The organism is Variovorax sp. GW821-FHT09D07 (assembly GCF_059416345.1).
Genome location: NZ_JBWKOY010000005.1, coordinates 175,549 through 191,513, shown reverse-complemented (window position 1 = coordinate 191,513; position 15,965 = coordinate 175,549). Strand labels below are relative to the sequence as shown.

13 protein-coding genes are annotated in these 15,965 nt (G+C 66.8%); all 13 read left to right on the top strand.

The features are described from left to right. The 13 genes from AC07OX_RS19645 to carB all read left to right on the top strand — a co-directional run bounded on the left by AC07OX_RS19645 (nt 1) and on the right by carB (nt 15,953). Entirely contained in the window at nt 1-846 is an 846-nt protein-coding gene (locus AC07OX_RS19645) for a phosphatidate cytidylyltransferase (RefSeq protein WP_070060528.1), read from the top strand. Next, nucleotides 843-2,030, top strand: a complete 1,188-nt coding sequence (ispC, locus tag AC07OX_RS19640) for a 1-deoxy-D-xylulose-5-phosphate reductoisomerase (protein WP_495261615.1) — start codon at nt 843-845, stop codon at nt 2,028-2,030. The genes AC07OX_RS19645 and ispC overlap by 4 nt, the downstream gene beginning before the upstream one ends. A gap of 24 nt (nt 2,031-2,054) precedes the next feature. Next, complete coding sequence (gene rseP / locus AC07OX_RS19635; protein ID WP_495261614.1) at nt 2,055-3,428, top strand: RIP metalloprotease RseP; 1,374 nt, start codon at nt 2,055-2,057, stop codon at nt 3,426-3,428. 38 nt (nt 3,429-3,466) lie between these two features. Further along, nucleotides 3,467-5,899, top strand: coding sequence for an outer membrane protein assembly factor BamA (gene bamA / locus AC07OX_RS19630; RefSeq protein ID WP_062471595.1), 2,433 nt, complete (start codon nt 3,467-3,469; stop codon nt 5,897-5,899). Next, on the top strand, nt 5,900-6,445 hold the full coding sequence (locus AC07OX_RS19625; protein WP_070060531.1) for an OmpH/Skp family outer membrane protein: 546 nt from the start codon (nt 5,900-5,902) through the stop codon (nt 6,443-6,445). It begins immediately after the preceding gene. 14 nt (nt 6,446-6,459) lie between these two features. Continuing rightward, entirely contained in the window at nt 6,460-7,437 is a 978-nt protein-coding gene (gene lpxD, locus AC07OX_RS19620; protein WP_095947726.1) for a UDP-3-O-(3-hydroxymyristoyl)glucosamine N-acyltransferase, read from the top strand. A gap of 23 nt (nt 7,438-7,460) precedes the next feature. Further along, nucleotides 7,461-7,916 carry a 3-hydroxyacyl-ACP dehydratase FabZ gene (gene fabZ / locus AC07OX_RS19615; protein WP_056582588.1) on the top strand — a complete coding sequence of 152 codons (456 nt, stop codon included), beginning with the start codon at nt 7,461-7,463 and terminating at the stop codon, nt 7,914-7,916. Between the two features lie 25 nt (nt 7,917-7,941). Then, a complete protein-coding gene (gene lpxA, locus AC07OX_RS19610) occupies nt 7,942-8,730 on the top strand; it encodes an acyl-ACP--UDP-N-acetylglucosamine O-acyltransferase (protein ID WP_095745191.1) in 789 nt (262 codons plus the stop codon). Nucleotides 8,731-8,740: 10 nt separating this feature from the next. After that, the gene (gene lpxB, locus AC07OX_RS19605; protein ID WP_082817996.1) at nt 8,741-9,889 is read left to right on the top strand and encodes a lipid-A-disaccharide synthase; all 1,149 of its coding nucleotides are present in this window, start codon (nt 8,741-8,743) and stop codon (nt 9,887-9,889) included. Continuing rightward, nucleotides 9,861-10,592, top strand: coding sequence for a ribonuclease HII (gene rnhB / locus AC07OX_RS19600; protein WP_495261613.1), 732 nt, complete (start codon nt 9,861-9,863; stop codon nt 10,590-10,592). Before lpxB ends, rnhB begins: the two co-directional genes overlap by 29 nt. A 7-nt stretch (nt 10,593-10,599) precedes the next feature. Further along, nucleotides 10,600-11,385, top strand: coding sequence for a TrmH family RNA methyltransferase (locus tag AC07OX_RS19595; protein ID WP_495261612.1), 786 nt, complete (start codon nt 10,600-10,602; stop codon nt 11,383-11,385). A gap of 142 nt (nt 11,386-11,527) precedes the next feature. Beyond that, nucleotides 11,528-12,712: a glutamine-hydrolyzing carbamoyl-phosphate synthase small subunit gene (carA, locus tag AC07OX_RS19590; protein ID WP_139704612.1), complete on the top strand. Its 1,185-nt coding sequence runs from the start codon at nt 11,528-11,530 to the stop codon at nt 12,710-12,712. Then, nucleotides 12,705-15,953, top strand: coding sequence for a carbamoyl-phosphate synthase large subunit (gene carB, locus AC07OX_RS19585; protein WP_095745193.1), 3,249 nt, complete (start codon nt 12,705-12,707; stop codon nt 15,951-15,953). The genes carA and carB overlap by 8 nt, the downstream gene beginning before the upstream one ends. Nucleotides 15,954-15,965: the final 12 nt, after the last annotated feature.

Sequence of the window (15,965 nt, the reverse complement as noted above, 5' to 3'; positions counted from 1 at the left end):
ATGCTCAAACAACGCATCCTCACGGCGATCGTGCTGCTCGCGATCCTGCTGCCGGCGCTGTTCTACCGAAACCACATTCCCTTCGCCTGCGTGATGCTGGTGCTGATCGGCGCCGCCGCGTGGGAGTGGGGGCGCCTGAACGGCTATGGACAGGGCATGTCGCTGTTCCTGGGCGCCGAGATGGTGGCGCTGTGCGGGCTGTCGTGGTGGCTGGGGCTGTTGGAGCAGCGCCTGTTCCTCATGTGGTCCCTGGCCAGTGCGGCCTGGGTGCTCGGCGGCGCGGCGCTGCTGCGCGTCGCAGTGCCTGGCTGGCCCCGCATTCCGCGCGGGCTGCGGCTGGTGGGCGGCCTGCTGGCGCTGTGGGTCGCGTGGCTCGCGGCGGTGCAGGCGCGCATGGTCGGCATCAACTTCCTGCTGTCGATCCTGGTGCTGGTCTGGGTGGCGGACGTGTTCGCCTATTTCGCCGGCCGCGCCTTCGGCCTGAAGTTCACGCGTGCCAAGCTGGCGCCCGCCATCAGTCCCGGCAAGAGCTGGGAAGGTGTCTGGGGCGGCATGGCCGGCGTCATCGTGCTGGCGTTCGCCTGGGTCTGGGCCGACAAGAGCCTGGGCGCCACGGTGCCCAGTCTCTACACCCGCCTGCATGAGCGCGGCTGGTGGCTGCTGCTGATCGGGGCGGTGTTCCTAGCGGCGATGAGCGTCGTCGGCGACCTCGTCGAATCGCTGATCAAGCGCAGCGCCGGCGCCAAGGACAGCAGCCGGCTGCTGCCCGGCCACGGCGGCGTGCTCGACCGCGTGGATGCCCTCTTGCCGGCACTTCCCATTGCCATGATGCTGGCTTTCCTGTGAACACTCCCAAACAACGTGTCACGGTGCTCGGCTCGACCGGTTCGGTCGGAGTCAGCACGCTCGACGTCATTGCCCGTCACCCCGAGCGTTTCGAGGTGTTCGCGCTCTCGGCTGCCACCAAGGTCGACGAGTTGCTGGCCCAATGCGCGCGCTTCTCGCCGCGCTTCGCCGTCATGGCGAGCGCGCCGCATGCCGCGCTGCTGGCCGAAAAGCTCAAGCAAAACAACCTCTCGACCCGCGTCCTGATGGGCGACGATGCTCTCGAAAGAATAGCGTCGGACGACGAAGTTGATGCCGTGATGGCCGCCATCGTCGGCGCAGCCGGCCTGGCGCCATGCCTGGCCGCCGCGCGCGCCGGCAAGCGCCTGCTGCTGGCGAACAAGGAGGCCCTGGTCGTCGGCGGCGAGCTGTTCATGCGCACGGTGCAGGAGGGCGGCGCCACGCTGCTGCCCATCGACAGCGAGCATTCGGCCATTTTCCAGTCGCTGCCCGAAGACCCGTCCACCTGGGCGCGGCGCATCGACAAGATCATCCTGACCGCCTCGGGCGGCCCGTTCCGCACCCGCGCGCCCGACACGCTGGGCGCCGTGACGCCCGAGCAGGCCTGTGCGCACCCGAACTGGGTCATGGGCCGCAAGATCTCGGTCGACTCGGCCACGATGATGAACAAGGCGCTCGAGGTGATCGAGGCGCGACACCTGTTCGGCGTGTCGCCGGAGCAGATCGAGGTCGTCATCCACCCGCAGAGCGTGGTCCATTCGATGGTGCAGTTCACCGACGCCTCGGTCATCGCCCAACTCGGCACGCCCGACATGCGGGTGCCGATCGCGGTCGGGCTGGCCTGGCCGGAGCGCATCGAAAGCGGGGCGGCACGGCTCGATTTCCGCCAGATGGGCTCGCTGACCTTCGACGCGCCAGATCCTGCGCTGTTCCCCGGCCTGGGCCTGGCGTGGCAGGCCTTGCGCGCCGCGTCGGGCACCACTGCGGTGCTGAACGCGGCCAATGAGGTGGCGGTGGCCGCCTTTCTCGAACGGCGCCTGCGTTTCGATCGCATTCATGCGGTCAACCTGGAAACTTTGGAGGCGGTCATGCCCTCCAAGCCGGCATCGCTGGCCGACCTGCTGGCGCTCGACGCCAGCGCCCGCGAAGCGGCCAATGCCGCCGCGGCACGTTTCGCGGCCTGATTCCCCACTGCGCAGAGGACCCCGATGCTCACCGTCATAGCTTTTGTGGTCGCTCTCGGCGTCCTCATCGCGGTCCACGAATACGGCCACTACCGCGTGGCCGTGGCCTGCGGCGTCAAGGTGGAGCGTTTCTCGGTCGGCTTCGGCAAGGTCATCCTGCGCTGGCAGCCCAAGCGCCAGCATGCGGGGCAGCAGACCGAGTTCGTGATCGGCGCTTTCCCGTTCGGGGGCTACGTCAAGATGCTCGACGAGCGCGAAGGCCCCGTGGCGCCCGAGGAGCGGCACCGCGCCTTCAACACTCAGCCGCTGCGCTCACGTGCGGCCATCGTGGCCGCCGGCCCGATCGCCAACCTGTTGCTGGCGGTCGTGCTGTACACGGCGGTCAACTGGATCGGCGTCGACGAACCTGTGGCCAAGCTGGCCCGGCCGGTGGCGGCGTCGCTGGCCGAGGCGGCTGGCCTGCGCGGCGGCGAACACATCACCCAGGCCGGTTTCGACGGCGACCTGTCGCCGGTCCAGTCCTTCGAAGACCTGCGCTGGCGCATGACGCGCGGCGCACTCGACGGCCGCGACCTCACGCTCGAAGTGGCGGGCGAGGGTGGTCGGCCCGGCCGCCAGCTGGTCCTGCCGCTGAGCCGTATGGAGGCCAAGGACGCCGATCCGCAGATGTTCCGCAAGATCGGCGTGGTCGCACCGCTGACCCGTCCCGAGATCGGCGAGGTCATGGCGGGCAGCGCGGCCGAGCGTTCGGGCCTGCGCAACGGCGACCTGGTCCTGACCATCGGCGACACCCCCATCCTCGACGGGCAGCAGCTGCGCGAGGTCATCCGGGTCTCGGTCGATGCCTCCGGGCAGGCGCGCACGCAGACCTGGCAGCTCCAGCGTGGCGGCCAGCCGCTCTCGCTCGAAGTCAAGCCGGAAGTGCGCGAAGAGGGCGCCACCAAGGTCGCGCGCATCGGCGCCTACGTCGGCGCGCCGCCCGAGATGGTCACGGTGCGCCAGGGCGTCATCGACGGCGTCTGGCGCGGCGTGGTGCGCACCTGGGAGGTGTCCGCGCTCACGGTTCGCATGATGGGCAAGATGCTGATCGGCGAGGCCTCGATCAAGAACCTGAGCGGTCCCTTAACAATTGCTGATTACGCCGGCAAGTCCGCCAGCCTCGGTCTGACACAGTACCTGGTCTTTCTCGCGCTCATCAGCGTGAGCCTCGGGGTGCTCAACCTGATGCCGCTGCCGGTCCTCGATGGGGGGCACCTGATGTATTATCTTTGGGAGGGCCTGACCGGGAAAAGCGTCTCCGACGCCTGGATGGAACGGCTGCAGCGTGGCGGTGTCGCCTTGCTGCTGGTGATGATGTCGGTCGCACTCTTCAACGACGTCACGCGGCTCTTTGGTTAACTTTCTGCCGGCCCTTTCCGTGCCGGCCCAATTCACAGATGAACACAAACTTCAGTCGCTTTCGCCTGCGTAGCGTTGCCGCGGTGGTGGCCAGCACGCTGGCGGCCACGGCCGCTTGGGCCGTCGAGCCTTTCACGGTGCGCGATATCCGCGTCGAAGGCTTGCAACGCGTCGAGGCCGGCACGATCTTCGGGTCGCTGCCCCTGCGTGTGGGCGACACCTACAGCGACGAACGCGGCTCGGCCGCGATCCGCGCGCTGTTCGACCTGGGGTTGTTCAAGGACGTGCGCATCGACGTCAACGGCAACGTGCTGGTGGTGATCGTCGAAGAGCGGCCCACCATTGCCGACGTCGACTTCGTCGGCGCCAAGGAATTCGACAAGGCGGCGCTGCAGAAGGCGCTGCGTGAAATCGGACTGGCCGACGGCCGCCCGTATGACAAGGCCCTGGCTGACCGCGCCGAGCAGGAGCTCAAGCGCCAGTACGTGAGCCGGAGCCTCTACAACGCGAACGTCGTGACCACCGTCACGCCCATCGAGCGCAACCGCGTGAACCTGACGTTCACCGTGACCGAAGGCGAGTCCGCCCGCATCCGGGAAGTGCACGTGGTCGGCAACAAGGCCTTCAGCGAATCGACGCTGCTGAGCCTGTTCGACCAGGACAGCGGCGGCTTCATGAGCTGGTACACCAAGTCGAACCAGTACTCGCGCGCCAAGCTCAACGCCGACCTCGAGACGCTGAAGAGCTACTACATCACCCGCGGCTACCTCGAGTTCCGCATCGATTCGACCCAGGTCGCCATTTCGCCGGACCGCAAGGACCTGAGCGTCACGGTGAACATCACCGAAGGCGAGAAGTTCGTGGTGGCGGGCATCAAGCTCGACGGCAACTACCTGGGCCGCGACGACGAGTTCAAGTCGCTCATCACGATCAAGCCCGGCGAGCCCTACAACGGCGAACAGGTCACCGAGACCACCAAGGCCTTCAGCGACTACTTCGGCACCTTCGGCTACGCCTTCGCCCGCGTGCAGGCGCGTCCGGACATCGACCGCGTGAACAACCGTGTCACGCTCACGCTGCAGGCCGAGCCTTCGCGCCGCGTGTACGTGCGCCGTGTGTCGGTCGGCGGCAACAACAAGACGCGCGACGAAGTGATCCGCCGCGAGTTCCGCCAGTTCGAAGCATCCTGGTACGACGGCGACAAGATCAAGGTCTCGCGCGACCGCGTGGACCGCCTGGGCTTCTTCACCGAAGTGAACGTGGAGACCCAGGAAGTGCCGGGCTCGCCCGACCAGGTCGACCTGACCGTCAACGTGGCCGAAAAGCCCACCGGCACGCTGCAGCTGGGCGCCGGCTACTCGAGCGCGGAAAAGGTCGCGCTGACCTTCGGTATCTCGCAGGAGAACGTGTTCGGCTCGGGCAACTTCCTCGGCGTGCAGGTCAACACCAGCAAGTACAACCGCACGCTGTCGCTGACGACCACCGACCCGTACTTCACGAAGGACGGCATCTCGCGCACGATCAGCGTCTACCACACGACGACGCGTCCGTACTCCACGAACGAAGACGGCGACTACAAGCTGGTGAACCAGGGCGCCTCGATCCGTTTCGGCGTGCCGTTCAGCGAACTCGACACCGTCTTCTTCGGCGTCGGCCTGGAGCGCTACGCGTTTGACCCGAACCGCTCGGCGCTCGCCGGCCTCACCACGCCGCAGTCGTACCTGAACTACTTCCATTGCGGCAAGGACGCGACCGGCTGGTTCGTCACCAGCTGCGACCAGAAGAGTGTCTGGGGCATCCCGCTGACCGTGGGTTGGGGCCGCGACAGCCGCGACAGCGCGCTGGTCCCGACCACCGGCCGCCTGCAGCGCGCCAACCTCGAGCTGGGCGTGGGCGGGGACATGAAGTACCTGAAGACCAGCTACCAGTACCAGCAGTTCTTCGCGATCAACAAGCAGTACACCTTCGCCATCAACGGCGAAGTGGGTTATGCCAAGGCCTTCGGTGGCAAGGTCTACCCGATCTTCAAGAACTTCTACGCCGGTGGCCTGGGTTCGATCCGCGGTTTCGAGCAGAACTCGCTGGGTCCGCGCGACCAGCCGCTGCTGGGCCAGACCGAAGGCGCGGCGCTGGGTGGTACCAAGAAGGCCATCTTCAACGCCGAGCTGAGCACGCCATTCCCCGGCGCCGGCAACGACCGCACGCTGCGCTTGTACGGCTTCTTCGACGTCGGTAACGTGTTCGGTTCCCGTGCACCCAACGTGACGGACGAGCAATGGAAGGCCCAGAAGAAGCTGCGCGCCTCGGTCGGCCTGGGCATCAGCTGGATCTCGCCGCTGGGCCCGCTGCGCCTGGCCTACGCCTTCCCCGTCAAATCCCAGAAGGAAGTGACGGATCCGAGCACCGGGTTCGTCGTGATCCCGAAGGATAGAATTCAGCGCCTCCAATTCCAGATCGGAACGTCTTTCTAAATGAAGCATTTGATTCGCGCCGCCGCCGGCGCGTTCCTGATTCCCGCTTTTGCCCTCATGGCTGCGCCCGCGCAGGCCCAGGAAAGCTTTCGCATCGGTTTCGTGAACCCCGACCGCGTGCTGCGTGAAGCGCAGCCGGCCAAGACCGCGCAAGCCAAGCTCGAGGCTGAATTCCTCAAGCGCGAAAAGGACCTGACCGTGCAGGGCGATGCGCTGAAGACGGCCTCGGAGAAGTTCGAGCGCGAGGCGCCGACCCTGTCGGAAAGCCAGCGCGTCTCGCGCCAGCGTTCGCTGGTCGACCAGGACCGCGACTTCCAGCGCAAGCGCCGCGAGTTCCAGGAAGACCTGAACGCGCGCAAGAACGAAGAGCTCCAGCAGGTCTACGAGCGCGCCAACCGCGTGGTCAAGCAGGTCGCCGAAGCTGAAAAGTACGACGCCATCCTCCAGGAAGCGATCTACATCAACCCGAAGCACGACATCACCGACAAGGTGATCAAGGCGCTCAACGCGTCGGTCGGCTCCTCTGCGCCTGCGGCCGGCAAGTAACGCCGCGAACCGGCGTGTCGCTGCAGCTCGGAGCCATCGTTGACGCCCTCGGGGGCGAGCTTCATGGAGATGCCACGCTGTCCATCGAGCGGCTCGCGCCGCTGCAGAATGCACAGCCCGATGCGCTCAGCTTCCTGAGCCATCCCAAATACCAGCAGGAACTGGCCGCCTCCAAGGCGGCCTGTGTCATCGTGTCGCCCGCCATGCGCGAGGCTGCCGCGGCGCGTGGCGCCTACATCGTCACGCCCGATCCGTACTACTACTTTGCGCGCCTGACGCAGCTGTGGAAAGCGCACCATGCGCGCCCGGAAGCCGATCGCATCCATCCCTCCGCCGTGATCCATCCCGAAGCCCATGTCGACGCCACTGCGCGCATCGGTGCGCTGTGCGTGGTGGAGCGGGGCGCGCGCATCGGCGCGGGCACCGTGCTGAAGTCGCGCGTCACGGTCAGCGAAGACTGCACCATCGGCGAGCGCTGCCTGCTGCACCCCGGCGTGGTGATCGGAGCCGACGGCTTCGGCCTCGCGCCGCACCAGGGTGCCTGGGTCAAGATCGAGCAGCTGGGCGCGGTGCGCATCGGCAACGACGTCGAGATCGGCGCCAACACCTGCATCGACCGCGGCGCGCTCGACGACACCGTGATCGAAGACGGCGTGAAGCTCGACAACCTGATCCAGATCGGCCACAACGTGCGCGTCGGCAAGCACACCGCCATGGCGGGCTGCGTCGGCGTGGCCGGCAGCGCCACCATCGGCGCCCACTGCACCTTCGGCGGCGGCGCCATCGTGCTGGGTCACCTCACGGTGGCCGACGGCGTGCATGTGTCGGCGGCGACCGTGGTGACACGCTCCATCCGCAAGGCCGGCCAGTACACCGGCATGTTTCCGATCGATGACAATGCGAACTGGGAAAAGAATGCGGCAACACTCAAGCAGTTGCACAGCCTGCGCGAACGACTGAAGGCGCTGGAAAAAGCCCCCTCGAAACAATGACGACGATGCAGGAACAGAACACCATGACGGACACGACGCTCGATATCCACCAAATTCTCAAGTTGCTGCCGCATCGCTACCCGTTTCTCCTGGTGGACCGGGTGTTGAGCATGGAGAAGGGCAAGCGCATCACGGCCCTCAAGAACGTGACGATGAACGAGCCCTTCTTCAACGGCCACTTCCCGCACCGTCCGGTGATGCCGGGCGTGCTGATGCTCGAAGCCATGGCGCAGGCCGCGGCGCTGCTGTCGTTCCGTTCGCTCGACATCGTGCCCGACGACAACACCGTCTACTACTTTGCGGCCATCGACGGCGCGCGCTTCAAGCGCCCCGTGGAGCCGGGCGACCAGCTCACGCTGGAAGTCGAGATCGAGCGCATGAAGGCCGGCATCTCGAAGTTCAAGGGCCGTGCGCTTGTGGGCAGCGAACTGGCGTGCGAAGCCTCGCTGATGTGCGCCATGCGCCAGATCAACAGCTGATCCGGCTCATCGTCTCTAGCAAGGCATGACCCAGGTTCATTCGACCGCGATCGTCGACCCGAAGGCCCAGCTCGACGCCTCGGTGTCGGTCGGTCCCTACACCGTGATCGGCCCGCACGTGCGGATCGGCGCGGGCACCACCATCGGCGCGCACTGCGTGATCGAAGGGCGCACCACCATCGGGCGCGACAACAGGATCTTCCAGTTCTCGTCGCTCGGCGCAATCCCGCAAGACAAGAAATACGCGGGCGAGCCGACCGAGCTGACCATCGGCGACCGCAACGTGATCCGCGAGTTCTGCACCTTCAACCTCGGCGTGCCCGGGGCAGGGGGCATCACGCGTGTCGGCAACGACAACTGGATCATGGCGTACACGCACATCGCGCACGACTGCCGGGTCGACAACCACACGACGCTGTCCAACAACACCACGCTGGCCGGGCACGTGCATCTGGCCGACTGGGTCACGATCGGCGGGCTGACGGGCATCCATCAGTTCGTCTCGGTGGGCGCGCACGCCATGGTCGGCTTCGCGAGTGCGATCTCGCAGGACGTGCCACCCTTCATGCTGGTCGACGGCAATCCGCTGGCGGTTCGCGGGTTCAACATCGTGGGCCTGCGCCGGCGCGATTTCTCGGCGCAGCGGCTCGCGGCGGTCAAGCAGATGCACCGCCTGCTGTACCGCCAGGGCAAGACGCTCGAAGAGGCGCGCGCCGCCATCGCCGAGCTCGCGGCGGAAATGCCCGAGGCCGCCGGCGATGTCGCGCTGATGGAGGCCTTCCTCGCTCATTCAACGCGCGGCATCGCGCGCTGACATGGGCGCGATGAGCACGAACGAACAGCGCCGCTTCGCGCTGGTCGCAGGCGAAGCGTCCGGCGACCTGCTCGCGGGTTTGCTGCTCGACGGCCTCGAAGCCCGCTGGCCGGCCTTGCAGACCGTCGGCATCGGCGGTCCGCGCATGCTGGCCCACGGCTTCCAGAGCTGGTGGCCGCAGGAAAAGCTGGCCGTACGCGGCTACATCGAGGTGCTTCGGCACTACGCGGAGATCGCCGGCATTCGCCGCCAGCTCAAGGCCCGGCTGCTGCGCGAGCGCCCCGAGCTGTTCATCGGTGTCGATGCGCCCGATTTCAATCTCGACCTCGAAGCCGGCCTGCGCAGCGAGGGCATCAAGACCGTTCACTTCGTCTGCCCCTCGATCTGGGCCTGGCGTGCCAACCGCATCGACAAGATCCGCGCCGCCGCCGACCACGTGCTGTGCATCTTCCCGTTCGAGCCCGAACTGCTCGAAAAGCAGGGCGTGGCCGCGAGCTATGTGGGCCATCCGATTGCCAACGTGATCCCGATGACGCCCGACCGCGCCGCCGCCCGCGCCGCACTCGGGCTGGACCCCGAGGCGCAGGTCGTTGCGCTGCTGCCCGGCAGCCGGCGTTCGGAAATACGCTACTTGGCGGCCCGCTTCTTCGCGGCCGCGGCGCTGATGCAGAAGGCGAAGCCGAAGCTGCAGTTCATCGCGCCGATCCTGCCGGGGTTGCGCGCCGAGGTCGAAAGCCTGCTGCAGGCCGCCGGCATGGCAGGGCGGGTGAAGCTGCTCGACGGCCAGTCCCATGCCGCGCTCGCCGCCTGCGACGTCACGCTGATCGCCAGCGGCACGGCCACGCTCGAGGCGGCGCTGTTCAAGCGCCCGATGGTCATCGCCTACAACATGAACGGGCTCTCGTGGCGCCTCATGCAGCGCAAGCAGCTGCAGCCCTGGGTCGGGCTGCCGAACATCCTGTGCCGCGAGTTCGTGGTGCCCGAATTGCTGCAGGAAGCCGCCTCGCCCGAGGCGCTGGCACAGGCCACGCTCGAATGGCTCGACGCGCCCGCGAAGACGCAGGCGCTGCAACAAAGATTTTCAGCGCTGCATGTGCAATTGCAGCGCGACACGCCCACACTGTGCGCCGATGCGATCCAGAAAGTTCTTGAAGGCTGAGCAGGCCCCGCTGGTGTGGGACGCGCCCGGCCTGATGGCGGGCGTCGATGAAGCCGGGCGCGGGCCGCTGGCCGGGCCCGTGGTGGCCGCGGCCGTGATCCTCGACGACCTGCGCCCGATCCGTGGCCTGGCCGACTCCAAGACGCTCACGGCCCTGCAGCGCGAACGCCTGCACGACCAGATCCTGGCCAAGGCGCTGTGCTGCTCGATCGCCCAGGCCTCGGTCGAGGAGATCGACAGCCTCAACATCCTGCAGGCCACCATGCTCGCGATGCGTCGCGCGGTCGAAGGCCTGCGGCTGAAACCGGTCAAGGTGCTGGTGGATGGCAACCGGCTGCCCCGGCTCGACGTGCTGGCCGAGGCCATCGTCAAGGGCGACGCGCGGGTCAAGGCGATCTCGGCCGCGTCCATCCTGGCCAAGGTGCACCGCGACCGGCTCTGCACGCAATTGCACGACGAATTCCCGCACTACGGCTTCGCCGGCCACAAGGGCTACGGCACGCGCGAGCACCTCGAGGCGCTCCAGCGCCATGGCGCCTGCGTGCATCACCGCCGCTCGTTCAGCCCGGTGGCGGCGGCGCTGGCGCGCACGGCTGCTGCAACTTCAGCCGTCAATGTCATGGTCGGCGAGGTTTCGGTCGCCCACGTGATCGGCGCCGCCGAAAACCACAGCGCACGCCTCGATCCGCGCGCCGCCCCCTGAGCCCGCCATGACCACCGACACCGGCCCGAGCCACATCAGCTCGCGCGACAACCCCTTGCTCAAGGATTTGCGCAAGCTCGCGCAAGACCCGGGTGCCTATCGCAAGCTCGGCCGGCTCTGGCTCGAGGGCGATCACCTGTGTCGCGCGGCGCTGGCCCGCGGCGTGAGGCCGGCGGTGGCGGTGTTTTCGGAGGCGTTCTGGCCTTCGGCGCCCGCCGAATGGGTACAGAGTGCTATCAAAACGGTAGTGGTCGCCGACGACCTGCTGCGCGCAGTGAGCGGCCTGGAGTCGCCCGCGCCAATGGGCTTCGTGCTCGACCTGCCGCCGCGGCCCGAAGTTCTGCCCGACGCGCCGAGCGTGGTGCTTGACCGCCTGCAGGACGCCGGCAATGCCGGCTCCATCCTGCGCAGCGCGGCGGCTTTCGGCTTCACCCAGGTGATCGCGCTCAAGGGCACGGCCGCGCTGTGGGCGCCGAAGGTGCTACGCGCCGGCATGGGAGCTCACTTCGGCCTGCGGCTGGTCGAAGGCGTGGACATTGACGCGCTCGATGCGCTGCGGGTGCCGCTGGTGGCCACCAGCTCGCACCGGGGCGAATGGCTGCACAAGGCCGATCTGCCGCACCCTTGCGCCTGGCTGATGGGCCACGAAGGGCAGGGCGTTTCGGCCGCGCTGGAGGCTCGGGCCGCCCACCACATCCGCATTGCGCAGCCGGGCGGCGAGGAGTCGCTCAACGTGGCGGCGGCGGCGGCCATCTGCCTGCACGCAAGCGGAGCAGCCCTGCAGGCCAAATAACACACCCAGTCCGGGCTACAATCGGGGGCTTACTCGCAAATCAGCGTCGCCCGGCCGCCTTCAACGCCAAAATCCCCTTAAGCAGCAGTCCGCAGGCAACGCGCCTGGGGCTCCGGGCGACCGTAACCATCCGGAGAACCCAGTGCTTTTGTCTCTCAAGGGAAGTTTCCCGCCCGCCATCCTGGCGCTCGCAGACGGCACGGTCTTTCTCGGCAACTCGATCGGAGCCGCCGGCTCCACGACCGGTGAAGTGGTGTTCAACACCGCGATGACCGGTTACCAGGAAATCCTCACCGACCCCAGCTACTGCCAGCAGATCGTCACCCTGACGTATCCGCACATCGGCAACTATGGTGTCAACGGCGAGGACATCGAGGCCGACAAGATCCATGCCGCGGGCCTGATCATCAAGGACCTGCCCCTCGTCGCGTCCAACTTCCGCAAGACCGCCACGCTGACCGAGTACCTCGTGTCCGGCAACACGGTGGCCATTGCGAACATCGACACCCGCAAGCTCACGCGCCACCTGCGCACCCACGGCGCGCAGAACGGCTGCATCCTGGGCCTGGCCGCGGGCGAGACCGTGACGCAGGCGCTGATCGACAAGGCCATCGCCGCCGCCAAGGCCGCGCCCAGCATGGCCGGCCTCGACCTGGCCAAGGTGGTGTCGGTCAAGCAGACCTACGAATGGACCGAGACCGAGTGGAAGCTTGGCGCGGGCTACGGCGTGCAGATCACGCCGCAGTTCCACGTGGTCGCGTTTGACTACGGCGTCAAGAAGAACATCCTGCGCATGATCGCGCAGCGTGGCGCGCGCATCACCGTGGTGCCGGCGCAGACGCCCGCGGCCGACGTGCTCAAGCTCAAGCCCGATGGCATCTTCCTGGCCAACGGCCCCGGCGACCCGGAACCTTGCGACTACGCCATCAGCGCGGTCAAGGAACTGATCGAAACCGGCATTCCCACCTTCGGCATCTGCCTGGGCCACCAGATCATGGCGCTCGCCTCGGGCGCCAAGACCTTCAAGATGAAGTTCGGCCACCACGGCGCGAACCATCCGGTGAAGGACCTGGACAACGGCCGCGTGAGCATCACCAGCCAGAACCACGGCTTCGCGGTCGACGAGAAGTCGCTGCCGGCCAACCTGCGTCCCACCCACATCAGCCTGTTCGACAACACGCTGCAGGGCCTGGCGCGCACCGACAAGCCCGCGTTCTGCTTCCAGGGCCACCCCGAAGCCTCGCCGGGCCCGCACGACATCGGCTACCTGTTCGATCGCTTCACGGCACTCATGGAAAAGCACAAGACGGAGAACAAGAATGCCTAAGCGCACCGACCTCAAATCGATCCTCATCATCGGCGCCGGCCCGATCATCATCGGCCAGGCTTGCGAGTTCGACTACTCCGGCGTTCAAGCCTGCAAGGCGCTGCGCGAAGAGGGCTACAAGGTCATCCTGATCAACAGCAACCCCGCGACGATCATGACCGACCCGGCCACGGCCGACGTCACCTACATCGAGCCCATCACCTGGCAGACGGTTGAAAAAATCATCGCCAAGGAACGCCCTGACGCGATCCTGCCGACCATGGGCGGCCAGACCGCGCTGAACTGCGCGCTCGACCTGTGGCGCAACGGCGTGCTCGACAAGTACACCGGCACGGCCACGAACCGCCCGATCGAGCTGATCGGCGCCACGCCCGAAGCCATCGACAAGGCCGAGGACCGCCTGAAGTTCAAGGACGCGATGACCAAGATCGGCCTGGGCTCGGCGCGTTCGGGCATCGCCCACACGCTCGACGAGGCGTGGGCCGTGCAGAAGACGGTCGGCTTCCCGGTCGTCATCCGCCCCAGCTTCACGCTGGGCGGCACCGGCGGCGGCATCGCCTACAACCCGGAAGAGTTCGAGACCATCTGCAAGCGCGGCATCGAAGCCTCGCCGACCAACGAGCTGCTGATCGAAGAGTCGCTGCTCGGCTGGAAAGAGTACGAGATGGAAGTCGTGCGCGACAAGGCCGACAACTGCATCATCGTCTGCTCGATCGAAAACCTCGACCCCATGGGCGTGCACACCGGCGACTCGATCACCGTGGCACCCGCGCAGACGCTGAGCGACAAGGAATACCAGATCCTGCGCAACGCCTCGCTGGCCGTGCTGCGCGAGATCGGCGTGGACACCGGCGGCTCGAACGTGCAGTTCTCCATCAACCCGAAGGACGGCCGCATGGTCGTCATCGAGATGAACCCGCGCGTCTCGCGTTCCTCGGCGCTGGCCTCCAAGGCCACGGGCTTCCCGATCGCCAAGGTCGCGGCCAAGCTGGCCGTGGGCTACACGCTCGACGAGCTGCGCAACGAGATCACCGGCGGTGCCACGCCCGCGTCGTTCGAACCGTCGATCGACTACGTGGTCACCAAGATTCCGCGTTTCGCCTTCGAGAAGTTCCCGCAGGCCGACTCGCGCCTCACGACGCAGATGAAGTCGGTGGGCGAGGTGATGGCCATGGGCCGCACCTTCCAGGAGTCGTTCCAGAAGGCGCTGCGCGGCCTCGAAGTGGGCGTCGACGGCCTCAACGAAAAGACACAGGACCGCGAAGTGCTCGAGAAGGAGCTGGGCGAGCCCGGTCCCGAGCGCATCTGGTACGTGGGCGATGCCTTCGCCATGGGCCTGAGCGTCGATGAGGTGTTCGCGCTGACCAAGATCGATCCGTGGTTCCTGGTGCAGATCGAAGAAATCGTGAAGATCGAACTCGAGCTGGAAACCAAGTCGCTCGACGACATCGACAAGGACACGCTGCTCGCGCTCAAGAAGAAGGGCTTCTCCGACCGTCGCCTGGCCAAGCAACTCAAGACCACCGACACGGCCATCCGCGAGAAGCGCCGCGCCCTGGGCGTGCGCCCGGTCTACAAGCGCGTGGACACCTGCGCAGCCGAGTTCGCGACCAACACCGCCTACATGTACTCGACCTACGAGGACGAGTGCGAGGCCGACCCGACGGACAAGAAGAAGATCATGGTGCTCGGCGGCGGTCCCAACCGCATCGGCCAGGGCATCGAGTTCGACTACTGCTGCGTGCACGCCGCGCTCGCCATGCGCGAAGACGGCTACGAGACCATCATGGTCAACTGCAACCCCGAGACCGTGTCGACCGACTACGACACCTCCGACCGCCTGTACTTCGAGCCGCTCACGCTCGAAGACGTGCTCGAGATCGTCGACAAGGAAAAGCCGCTCGGCGTGATCGTGCAGTACGGCGGCCAGACGCCGTTGAAGCTCGCGCTCGACCTCGAAGCCAACGGCGTGCCGATCATCGGCACCTCGCCCGACATGATCGACGCGGCCGAAGACCGTGAGCGCTTCCAGAAGCTGCTGCACGAGCTGGGCCTGCGCCAGCCGCCGAACGCCACCGCGCGCACCGAACCCGAAGCGCTCGAAAAGGCTGCGGCCCTGGGCTACCCGCTGGTGGTGCGCCCGAGCTACGTGCTCGGCGGCCGCGCGATGGAAATCGTGCACGAGCAGCGCGACCTCGAGCGCTACATGCGCGAGGCCGTGAAGGTCAGCAATGACTCGCCGGTGCTGCTCGACCGCTTCCTGAACGACGCCGTCGAATGCGACGTCGACTGCATCCGCGACGCCGAAGGCGGCACGCTGATCGGCGGCGTGATGGAGCACATCGAACAGGCCGGCGTGCACTCAGGCGACTCCGCCTGCTCGCTGCCGCCCTACAGCCTGAACGCCGACACGGTGGCCGAGCTGAAGCGCCAGAGCGCCGCCATGGCCAAGGCGCTGAACGTGGTCGGCCTGATGAACGTGCAGTTCGCCATCCAGCAGAAGGACGGCAAGGACGTCATCTACGTGCTCGAAGTGAACCCGCGTGCGTCGCGCACCGTGCCTTACGTGAGCAAGGCCACGGGCATCCAACTGGCCAAGGTGGCGGCACGCTGCATGGCCGGCCAGTCGCTCGCGTCGCAGGGCGTGACCAAGGAAGTGACGCCGCCGTACTTCAGCGTGAAGGAAGCCGTGTTCCCGTTCGTCAAGTTCCCGGGCGTGGACACCATCCTCGGCCCCGAGATGAAGTCGACCGGCGAAGTCATGGGCGTGGGCAAGACCTTCGGCGAAGCCTTCGTGAAGTCGCAGCTGGGCGCGGGCACGCTGTTGCCCAAGTCGGGCAAGGCCTTCATCTCGGTGAAGAACAACGACAAGGCACGCGCCGTCGAAGTGGCGCGCGGCCTGGCCAAGCTGGGCTTCGAGCTGGTCGCCACCAAGGGCACCGCCGCGGCCATCAGCGCCGCCGGCATCGCCTGCGAGACGGTCAACAAGGTGACCGAAGGCCGCCCGCACATCGTGGACATGATCAAGAACAACGAGATTGCCTTGGTCATCAACACGGTGGAAGAGCGCCGCAACGCGATCACCGACTCGCGCCAGATCCGCACCTCGGCACTGCTGGCACGCGTGACGACCTTCACCACGATCTTCGGCGCCGAAGCCGCGGTCGAAGGCATGGGCTTCATGGACGAGCTGGGCGTGATCTCGGTGCAGGAGATGCACGCGCAGCTGGCCGCTGCCTGACCGGGCACCGCC

Coding starts and splice junctions, on each gene's coding strand:
- AC07OX_RS19645 (WP_070060528.1), top strand. CDS start 1: ATGCTCAAACAACGCATCCTCACGGCGATCGTGCTGCTCGCGATCCTG.
- rseP (WP_495261614.1), top strand. CDS start 2,055: ATGCTCACCGTCATAGCTTTTGTGGTCGCTCTCGGCGTCCTCATCGCG.
- bamA (WP_062471595.1), top strand. CDS start 3,467: ATGAACACAAACTTCAGTCGCTTTCGCCTGCGTAGCGTTGCCGCGGTG.
- AC07OX_RS19625 (WP_070060531.1), top strand. CDS start 5,900: ATGAAGCATTTGATTCGCGCCGCCGCCGGCGCGTTCCTGATTCCCGCT.
- fabZ (WP_056582588.1), top strand. CDS start 7,461: ATGACGGACACGACGCTCGATATCCACCAAATTCTCAAGTTGCTGCCG.
- lpxA (WP_095745191.1), top strand. CDS start 7,942: ATGACCCAGGTTCATTCGACCGCGATCGTCGACCCGAAGGCCCAGCTC.
- lpxB (WP_082817996.1), top strand. CDS start 8,741: ATGAGCACGAACGAACAGCGCCGCTTCGCGCTGGTCGCAGGCGAAGCG.
- rnhB (WP_495261613.1), top strand. CDS start 9,861: ATGCGATCCAGAAAGTTCTTGAAGGCTGAGCAGGCCCCGCTGGTGTGG.
- AC07OX_RS19595 (WP_495261612.1), top strand. CDS start 10,600: ATGACCACCGACACCGGCCCGAGCCACATCAGCTCGCGCGACAACCCC.
- carB (WP_095745193.1), top strand. CDS start 12,705: ATGCCTAAGCGCACCGACCTCAAATCGATCCTCATCATCGGCGCCGGC.